The 8,134-nt window shown below is 64.2% G+C and carries 12 protein-coding genes; 1 reads left to right on the plus strand and 11 read right to left on the minus strand.

The genetic code is table 11. The features are described 5' to 3' along the window. Positions 1-16: 16 nt before the first annotated feature. Genes JaAD80_RS20870 through flgB form a run of 3 tightly spaced genes read right to left on the minus strand, consistent with a single transcriptional unit; the run spans position 17 to position 1,461 of the window. The gene (locus JaAD80_RS20870) at positions 17-670 is read right to left on the minus strand and encodes a flagellar hook capping FlgD N-terminal domain-containing protein (protein WP_102296955.1); all 654 of its coding nucleotides are present in this window, start codon (positions 668-670) and stop codon (positions 17-19) included. A gap of 3 nt (positions 671-673) precedes the next feature. Then, positions 674-1,090: a flagellar basal body rod protein FlgC gene (flgC, locus tag JaAD80_RS20875; protein ID WP_102296958.1), complete on the minus strand. Its 417-nt coding sequence runs from the start codon at positions 1,088-1,090 to the stop codon at positions 674-676. Between the two features lie 8 nt (positions 1,091-1,098). Next, complete coding sequence (gene flgB / locus JaAD80_RS20880; protein WP_102296986.1) at positions 1,099-1,461, minus strand: flagellar basal body rod protein FlgB; 363 nt, start codon at positions 1,459-1,461, stop codon at positions 1,099-1,101. Positions 1,462-1,769: 308 nt separating this feature from the next. Here flgB and flgA point away from each other — a divergent pair, with 308 nt between their 5' ends. Continuing rightward, the gene (gene flgA / locus JaAD80_RS20885; RefSeq protein WP_258003107.1) at positions 1,770-2,363 is read left to right on the plus strand and encodes a flagellar basal body P-ring formation chaperone FlgA; all 594 of its coding nucleotides are present in this window, start codon (positions 1,770-1,772) and stop codon (positions 2,361-2,363) included. 18 nt (positions 2,364-2,381) lie between these two features. Here the strand turns inward: flgA and JaAD80_RS20890 are convergent, their stop codons facing one another. The 8 genes from JaAD80_RS20890 to JaAD80_RS20925 form a co-directional block, all read right to left on the minus strand. Next, the gene (locus JaAD80_RS20890; RefSeq protein WP_102296963.1) at positions 2,382-3,143 is read right to left on the minus strand and encodes a glycoside hydrolase family 73 protein; all 762 of its coding nucleotides are present in this window, start codon (positions 3,141-3,143) and stop codon (positions 2,382-2,384) included. Next, the gene (flgN, locus tag JaAD80_RS20895) at positions 3,130-3,570 is read right to left on the minus strand and encodes a flagellar export chaperone FlgN (RefSeq protein WP_102296965.1); all 441 of its coding nucleotides are present in this window, start codon (positions 3,568-3,570) and stop codon (positions 3,130-3,132) included. Before flgN ends, JaAD80_RS20890 begins: the two co-directional genes overlap by 14 nt. Then, positions 3,567-3,857, minus strand: a complete 291-nt coding sequence (gene flgM, locus JaAD80_RS20900) for a flagellar biosynthesis anti-sigma factor FlgM (protein WP_102296968.1) — start codon at positions 3,855-3,857, stop codon at positions 3,567-3,569. The genes flgN and flgM overlap by 4 nt, the downstream gene beginning before the upstream one ends. A 16-nt stretch (positions 3,858-3,873) precedes the next feature. Continuing rightward, on the minus strand, positions 3,874-4,878 hold the full coding sequence (locus JaAD80_RS20905; protein WP_258003108.1) for a flagellar motor protein MotB: 1,005 nt from the start codon (positions 4,876-4,878) through the stop codon (positions 3,874-3,876). After that, complete coding sequence (motA, locus tag JaAD80_RS20910; RefSeq protein WP_034757817.1) at positions 4,862-5,776, minus strand: flagellar motor stator protein MotA; 915 nt, start codon at positions 5,774-5,776, stop codon at positions 4,862-4,864. Before motA ends, JaAD80_RS20905 begins: the two co-directional genes overlap by 17 nt. Before the next feature lie 79 nt (positions 5,777-5,855). Continuing rightward, positions 5,856-6,599, minus strand: coding sequence for a FliA/WhiG family RNA polymerase sigma factor (locus JaAD80_RS20915; protein ID WP_102296988.1), 744 nt, complete (start codon positions 6,597-6,599; stop codon positions 5,856-5,858). Between the two features lie 39 nt (positions 6,600-6,638). Continuing rightward, the gene (locus JaAD80_RS20920; protein ID WP_308410627.1) at positions 6,639-7,103 is read right to left on the minus strand and encodes a flagellar basal body-associated FliL family protein; all 465 of its coding nucleotides are present in this window, start codon (positions 7,101-7,103) and stop codon (positions 6,639-6,641) included. 11 nt (positions 7,104-7,114) lie between these two features. Then, positions 7,115-8,134 (minus strand): flagellar hook-length control protein FliK (locus JaAD80_RS20925; RefSeq protein ID WP_146012458.1); only part of this gene is annotated, 1,020 nt, incomplete at its 5' end.

Genomic DNA, 8,134 nt, shown 5'->3' on the forward strand with positions numbered 1-8,134 from the left:
GGAACCAAGGGCCGGATCAGGCCGTCTTGCCGTTGAAGCCGGTGATCGCGCCAGGGTTGACTTCGCCCAGGTTCGACACGCTCAGGATCATGCTGCCGGAGGACGACAGGCGCACGCTGTTGAGCTTGCCTGCGATGTCGACCGTCGGCTTTTCAGTGCCATTCGTGGTCACTGCCATGCTGTAGGTGCCAGCAGGCAAGCCCAGTGCGACGGGGTCGATGCTGAACGGCACCGTGCCGGCCGACTGCGCGCCCAGTTCGATCTTGTATTCCTTGTCGTCGATGCCTTTCAGGGTCACCGTGGTCTTGGTGGTGCCGGACGCCAGCGCGATGCTGCCGCTGACCTTGCTCTTGTCGAGCTGCACCGTTTCACTGTTGACCATCACTTCGGAACCCACTTGCGCGCCCAGGGCCAGCACCTGCATCGATTGCAGCACGCTGGCATTGGCGCTGGTCAGCGCCGACAGGTTCTGCATCGCTTCCGTCTGCGCCTGCTGCGTCAGCTGGTTGACGAACTGGCTCGGATCGGTCGGCGCGAGCGGGTCCTGGTTCTTGATCTGGGCCACCAGCAGCTTGGTGAACATGTCTTGCGTGGCATTGTTCTGCGACTTGACGGCATTGCTGCCAGTGCTGCCGGCGCTGCTGTTGTTTGTAAAGAGGTTGGTTTCCATGGCTTATGCTTCACCTAATTTGAGGAGCGACTGCTGCATCGACTTGATGCGGCCCAGAACTTCGACATTCGTTTCAAAGGCGCGCGAGGCCGACATCATGTCGGTCATCTCGGCCACCTGGTTGACGTTGGGGTAGAACACCATGCCATCGGCATTGGCCATCGGGTGGCCCGGTTCGTAGACCTTGCGCAGCGGCTCGTCGCTTTGCACCACGTCGAGCACCTGCACCCGGCCGCCCGCGCCACTGGCGCCGGGGCCGTCCATGACGGCGGAAAACACGGGTTTGCGCGCGCGGTAGGTCTCGCCTTCGGACCCGGCGACGGAATCGGCATTGGCCAGGTTGCTGGCGATGGTATTGAGGCGCACGGTTTGCGCCGCCATCGCCGAGCCGGCGATCTTGGAAATATCCTGGAAGCTCATGCTGTTCCTTATTGTCCGGAAATGGCCTTGGACAGACCGCGCAGTTTCATGTTGACGAAACTGAGGCTGGTCTGGAAATCGGTGGCATTCTGCGAGAACGCCGCCTGTTCGACGCCGATTTCGACGGTGTTGCCGTCGCGGCTGGGGTGGTAGGGTACGCGGTACAGGGCGCTGGCATCGTCATCGGTCGACAGCAGGCCGGCTTCGTTGTCCTGCAATTGCTGCAGGGCGCTGCCGAAATCCATGTCCATGGCCTGGAAGCCGGGCGTGTTTTCATTGGCGATGTTGGCTGCCAGCACGCGTGTACGGTCGGCACGCAGCGCGAGTGCATCGGCGTGCACGCCCAGCGCGTCCTTGAAATTGATCCCCATGGTCATCCTTTGTGTTGAATTCGATCGTGCTTTTTGCGGTTCGGACTAGAAAATAGGTGGTGCGGAGGTAAAATCCCAGCCTGGTCATGTTGACGCATGGTAAGGTCATGCCGCTTCAGTATCTTTGATTAAGGTTAGCAATGATTCATTTCAACAGCATTACGATGATCCGAAACAAGGTGCCACATCCTCAAATACTGCTTCCGGGCCTATTTTTACTGACCAGCCTATATAGTAGTGCAGGACGCGCAGAATTGCCAGCCGACAATATATTTTCGCGTGTGGAACAGTTGGCGCGAGAGCAATTGATGCAGCAAGCGGACTCTGCTGGATTGCTGGAACCGCAGTTTCAAGTGGCCGTCGTGAAAAGCACGCGCCCCATGCCAGCCTGTGCGGCGCGGGTCGAAATCGAGCCGGCGGACAGCCGTTCGGCGCAGCGCATGCGCTTCGTGGCAGTGTGTCCTGGAAGCAACGGTTGGCGTTATGAAATGCTGGCGCGCGGCACCATCACGGCCCAGGTGGCCATCACCAGCGCGCCCGTGACGGCCAATACGCCGCTGCAGGCGGCCGACGTGACGCTGGCGCGGCGCGACGTGACGATGGTGCCGGACAGTATTTCCTCCTTGCACGGCGTGGTGGGCCTGTCGAGCCGGCGCAGCTTGCGCGCCGGCGAAGTGCTGCGCCAGGCGCAACTGGCTTCGCCCGTGTTGATCAAGCGGGGTAGTGCGGTCAGCATCGTGGCGCGCAAGGAACAGGTGGAAGTGAGCATGGCGGGCGAGGCGATGGATCCGGGCGCGCTGGGCGAAGTGATCCGCGTGCGCAACGCCACCAGCGGCACGGTGATACGTGCCAGGGTGGTCGGTGCGGGGGTGGTGGAACCGGCCGAACTTGCCGGCCGTTGATGCGCCGAAGGGCGGCGCTTACTCGGCGGCGGCCGTGCGCTGCAGGCGCGTCGCCAGCTGGGTCAGCTTGGCGGCGTAGTTGGGGTCGGTGGCATAGCCGCCGCGCGCCAGGCCTTGCGCGAAGGCGTGCGCGTCGCTGCCCGTGTTCAGGGCGCCGCGGTAGCGTGGATTATCCAGCAATACCTGCGCATAGTCGCGGAAGGCGCTGCCCTGGTCCGGGTAGCTGCGGAAGCGTTCCGTCTTTTTCAGGGCCGTGCCGCTGCCGGCCTCGTATTCGGTGGTCACATTGCTGGCCACCTCGCCCTGCCATTTGCCGCCTGCCTTGATGCCGAACAGATTATTCGTGTCCGCGCCCGTGCCCTGGCGCAGCGGGCGCTGGCCCCAGCCCGATTCCAGCGCCGCGTGGGCGGCGACGATTTCCGGCGCCACGCCCAGGCGCGCGCCCGTTTCTTGCGTCCACGGCTTGATCGAGGCGAGGAACTGCTGCTGCACTTCGCCGATCTCGCCGCCCTGGTTGATGCTGCCCAGCACATTCACGGGCTGGCCCTGCTCCAGGTAGGCGCGCCCTTGCGGGTTCAGGGTGGTGGCGCTGCCGCCGCCCTGTTCGATGAAGCGGGCCACTTCGCCCTGCACCTGCTGGAACACGCTGCCGAAGCTGCTGCTGCCCGAGGTCGCCGCACTGGCGGAAGTGGCGCGCATATTGCTCTGCACGGCATTGGTGGCGGCCGTCGACGGCGTTGCCGCCGTTGCGCGGGGGGACAGGAAATCAGCCTGGCGCATACGTATCTTCCTCGCCATGCAGCACGCGCTGCATGATGCTGTATTGTTCCGTTAAAAATTCGCTGTTGCGGGCATTCAGGCGCTTGCATTCCAGCACCATCTGCTCGAGCGCCGCCCAGTCCTGCTGCGCCCTGGCACGCGCGTCATCTTGTAACAGTGCAAACAATTGCGGCATATCGCCTTGCGGACCCAGCAGTGCGGTGACGAGGCTGACCCGCTGGCGGCGGCGCGCGTCGAGCTGTTCGACAGCCGCGATCACGGGCTCGGCCAGCGACGTCAGCTGCACGCTCTGGTGGCGCAGGGCGGCCTGGAATTGCTCTTCCAATAAAGTTTTCAGGGCGGCGTAGCCGACGCTGTCGTCCGCCATGCCTTGCAGCACGCGGCGCACGGCTTCCTGGCGCGTGATGCCCTTGCGTGGCGCGGTCACGATTCACCGCCGTGGAAGCGCTGGATCAGTCCCGCCAGTTTCGACGGGTCGAACGGCAGTTCGCCCTTGGCCAGCGCATCGCGCAGCATGGCCACCCGCTCGTGGTCGATCTCGGGCATGGCGCGCAGAGCGGCCATGGCCGGCTGCAGCACGGCCGACTGCATCTGTTCGCCAGCGGCCGAGCCAGGCGTCACGGCGCCGGCCGCCGCGTTCTCGGCGATCGCCTCGGCCGGCGCCACGGCGCTGCTGCGCACGGCGGCGCCGGTATTGCCGGAGGAGATTTTCATACGTTGTCCCTTGCCCTTAATTTGCATGCTCGTCCCGTTCTTTCTTCGCGGGCAAGCCCAGCTTGTCACGCAGGCGCTGCAGGGTGCCCGCATCCGGCTCACCCACTTGCAGCTCTTCGCCTTGCGCCTTTTGCCCGGCCATGCCGAACATGGCGGCGATGCTGTCTGCCTGTCCACGCGTCAATATTAACAGTTCGATGCGGCGGTTGATGCCGGCGCTGGCATTTTTCACGTCCAGCGGCGCGCGGTCGGCCATGCCCACCACTTGCAGCACGCTGTCCGGACTCATGCTGCCAATCAATAATTGCGCGCGTGCCGACATGGCGCGGTTGGCCGACAGGGTCCAGTTGGAATAGCCTTCATAGCCGTTATTGGCGTATTGCAGCGAATCCGTGTGGCCGACGATCAGCATCTGGTTCTCCATCTGGGCAAATACGGGACCCATCTGGCGCAGCAGCTTGCGGAAGCGGTCGGTCGGCACGGCGCTGCCGCGCACGAACATGCCCTGCTTGTCCGTATCGTGCAGCATGACGCGCAAGCCGTAGGGCGTGATCACCGACTGCAAGTTGCTCTTCAGTCCCGCTTCATCGCTGAGCTTGTCGAGCGCGCGCGACAGGGACAGCAAGTCTTCCGGCGACTGGTAGCTGACCTTGGTCTGGTTCGGCGGGGCGGAGCCAGCCTTGCCATCCTGTGTCTGCTTGCCTTCCGTGCGCGTGTCGCCCGTGCCCTTGCGGGGCATGGGGAAGCGCTCGATCAGGCTGCCGCGGGGGCCGCCTTTCTGCTCCGGCATGACGCCCTGGCCTTCGCCCTGGCGGCTGCCGGCCGACGCATCCATCATGATTTCCTTCATGGCCTGCTGCTCGCGCGCGGCCATCAGCCACAGCACGAGAAACAGCGACAGCAGGGCCAGGCAAAAGTCGGCGAACGCTACTTTCCAGGCGCCGCCATGGCCATCGTCGTCGTGCTTGCGTCCCGCACGCTTGATGATGGCCTGTTCATGTTTCTCATGCGGCTTTAGCACGGCGGCCTCCCCGGCCTTGGCCTTGCTCTTGTTCCGCGCCGCCATCTTCCAGCGCATTGATCCAGCTTTCCAGCTGGGCGAAGCTCGGCTTGATGTTCAGCTGCACCAGGCGGCGGCCCGCATCGATGGCCAGCAGGGGCGGTTTGCCCGCCACGTGCGTGACCAGCACGACTTTCACGCATTCCATGGTCGAGCCTTCTTCGCCGACCAGCTGTTTCATCATGTTGCACATCGGATCGAGCACGCCGTAGCAGAAGAAGATGCCGATGAAGGTACCGACCATGGCGGCGCCCACTTTTTCCGAAATTTCCGCCGCATCGGCGCCGTCGGCCACGGAATTCATGGCCATCACGATGCCCAGAACGGCGGCCAGAATACCGAAGCCAGGCATGGCTTCGGCGATCTTGTGCAAGGACTTCGACGGTTGCAGCAATTCGTCGTGGATGGCTTCCAGTTCCTGCTCCAGCACGCCTTCGAGCTCATGCGCGTTGATCTTGCCCATGGCCATCAGGCGGAAGTTATCGACGATGAAGGCCAGCAGTTTCGGTTCTTCCAGCACCAGCGGATAGCGCTGGAACAGGGCGCTTTCGCGCGGTGCCTCGACGTGGGCGTCCAGCGCCTTCAGGCCGCCGGCGGCCGTTTGCAGCAGTTCATACATCAGCAGCAGCAACTGGCGCTGGAATTCCGAACCCTGCTTCTTGTGCGTGACGATCTTGCGCATCTGGTGCAGCATTTCACCGAGTACATGCTTGGGGTTGCCCAGCACCAGGGCGCCGACGGCGGCGCCGATGATGATGATCAACTCCACCGGTTGCCAGATCGCGTGGACGGTGCCGCCCATCAGGGCGAAGCCTCCGAATACACACCCCATCACGATTAAGATACCGATAATTACCATGTCAACTGCCTTTCTGCGTCATTGTGCTGCATCAATTTGATGGGTTTTGCTGAAACTATTGCTAAAACATTGCTGAAACTTATGCGTCTTGCAGCATGGCTTTCATCTTGCCCAGTGCCGTCTTGTTCAGCTGGCAGACGCGGGCGTCGCTCAGGTCCAGTACGGCGGCAATTTCTTTATAGCTCAGTTCGAATTCGTAATACATCTGGATCACGCGCTGTTCGCGCTCGTCCAGCGCGCGCAGGGCCTGTTCCAGGCTGCGCCGCACCATCAATTGCTCTTCCGGGCTCGGTGCGCTGTCCGCTTGCCCCAGGCTTTCCTGCAGCACTTCGTCAAAGCTGGCGATGAGCTCGGCGTTTTCCGCCAGCTGGTACTCCTGGAAGGCTTCCGGTGTCAGCTTCAGCGCGGCCATGATTTCCGCGTCCTGCGGTTCGCGCCCCAGGCGCCGGGTGAGGGCGCGCACGCTGTCGCGCAGGCGGTGGCTTTCCTGGCGCACGGCGCGCGGACGCCAGTCCTGGCGCCGCAGTTCATCGAGGATGGCGCCGCGGATGCGCAGGCTGGCGTAGCTGCCGAAGGACTGGTCCGGCACGCCATAGCGGCGTAGCGCTTCGAGCAATCCCATCAGGCCAATCTGCTCCATGTCGTCGCGGTCGATGGCGCCCGATACCTGCGAATTGAGCTGGCGCACGATGCGTTTTACCAACGGCGCGTACGCCACCAGATGTTGTTGCTCTTCAGCAACGCTGAGCATGGCCGCGCAAGCGCCGGCGGCGGCATATTCGCCGGCGCCATACGCTTCCTGGTATTGCTCTACATAGGCCACGGGATCTCCCACTGGGTCGGCTGGCGTGTTGGTGCCGGTTTATTCAATGATCAGCTTGCCGACCATGACTTCCGTGAACGGCTTTTCCATCTGCTCGCGTTCATAGCTGACATTGAAGGCCTTGTTGATCTGTTCCGCGTACTGTTCCACGGTCATGGTCTGCGCCTTGTCCATGGGAAAGCTCGACAGGGTGCTGACGGCGATCGAACGCATCAGCGGCAAGTGGTCCTTGGTCAGCTTTTCCTTTTCCTCGGTGGTGGCGATCACCAGGTCGGCCGACAGGTAGTGCGTTTCGCCTTCGCCAGGGCCGCGGCGCAGCATCACGATGACCTTGTCGAGCGTGATGAACTTGCGCGCCTTCTTGCCTGTGGCGGGCGGCGGCGGGGCTTTCGCGTCGGCGACCTCGGCGTGGCCGGCAACCGGCTTGGCCAGATACCACATGGCGCCACCGGCCGCGCCGGCGGCCAGCACGGCCACGGCAACGAAGCCGGCTATCACTTTCATTTTCATATTCATCAGGTCATCTCTCGCTCATGCATGGCGTAAGTGGTAGCGGCAGTGCCGCCGTCCGACAGGGCGCGGCCCGGTTCGGCCTCATCGTGCTGGCGCCCGGGTTGACGCTGGCCGCGCGCATCGCCTTCGGCAAACGCCTGGGCGGCCGGGCTGCGCGGGGTGGCGCTGATATTCACGGCCACCTCGGTGTACTGGCGCTGCGCCAGGTCGCTGCGCATGTTCTCGCCGATGCCTTGCAGCTGGCGCAGCACTTCCGTGTTCGATGCCGTCACGTTCACCTGCAGCGCGCCGGCCGAGTGGCGGATGGAAATTTCAATGCGTCCCAGCATGGGCGGGTCGAGGCGGATGGTCGCGTGTTCGCTGTTGCGCCCGATCTGCGTCTGCAGGCGTTCGCCCAGCGCTTCGCGCAGCGGTTCCTGCCATTGCTGGGCCGGCCCGTTGAGTTTGATGGTGTCGCCGGCCGGCGCCGCCGTGGCGCTATTCGCCACCGCAGCCGTCAAGCCCAGGTTGGGCACCGCTGGCGTGGCAGCCCGTTCAGCGTCGCGTGCGACGGGTGCCGCGCCTGCCGCGACGGCGACCGTAGCGGGAGCAGCGGCGGACTGGGCCAGTACGCCGTCAAAGGCGGTGGCGGGGAGGGCGCCCGTGCCACCCTTGGCCGAAGGCAAGGGATTGGCGGCCGCTACCGGCTCGCGCATGTCGCGGCCCGCCGGCTGTGGCGTGGCCATGGCGGTGAGGGTGACGGCGGCCGGGTGCAGGCTGATATTGAGTGCGGGATTGGCTTGCGCCACGTTGGCCTGCGCCTGAGTCTGGCCTTGCGTCTGCAGCTGCGACGCCTGGGCGGCGGCGCGCACTTCGGCGGCGGCCGCGTCAACGGGCGGCAGCAGGTTCACGGGCACGCCGATGACGGGCGCGGCCATGGCCGGCAGGCTGGCATCGGTGTGTTCATCCGTCGCGCGCGTGTCGCTGTCGCCTTCCTTGGCAGGTGCGGCGGGTTCGGCGTCGTGCGTGCCGACCACGGCGAC

The organism is Janthinobacterium sp. AD80 (genome assembly GCF_002878455.1).
Lineage (GTDB): Bacteria > Pseudomonadota > Gammaproteobacteria > Burkholderiales > Burkholderiaceae_D > Janthinobacterium.

Coding starts and splice junctions, on each gene's coding strand:
- JaAD80_RS20870 (WP_102296955.1), bottom strand. CDS start 670: ATGGAAACCAACCTCTTTACAAACAACAGCAGCGCCGGCAGCACTGGC.
- flgC (WP_102296958.1), bottom strand. CDS start 1,090: ATGAGCTTCCAGGATATTTCCAAGATCGCCGGCTCGGCGATGGCGGCG.
- flgB (WP_102296986.1), bottom strand. CDS start 1,461: ATGGGGATCAATTTCAAGGACGCGCTGGGCGTGCACGCCGATGCACTC.
- flgA (WP_258003107.1), top strand. CDS start 1,770: ATGCAGCAAGCGGACTCTGCTGGATTGCTGGAACCGCAGTTTCAAGTG.
- JaAD80_RS20890 (WP_102296963.1), bottom strand. CDS start 3,143: ATGCGCCAGGCTGATTTCCTGTCCCCCCGCGCAACGGCGGCAACGCCG.
- flgM (WP_102296968.1), bottom strand. CDS start 3,857: ATGAAAATCTCCTCCGGCAATACCGGCGCCGCCGTGCGCAGCAGCGCC.
- motA (WP_034757817.1), bottom strand. CDS start 5,776: ATGGTAATTATCGGTATCTTAATCGTGATGGGGTGTGTATTCGGAGGC.
- JaAD80_RS20920 (WP_308410627.1), bottom strand. CDS start 7,103: ATGAAAGTGATAGCCGGCTTCGTTGCCGTGGCCGTGCTGGCCGCCGGC.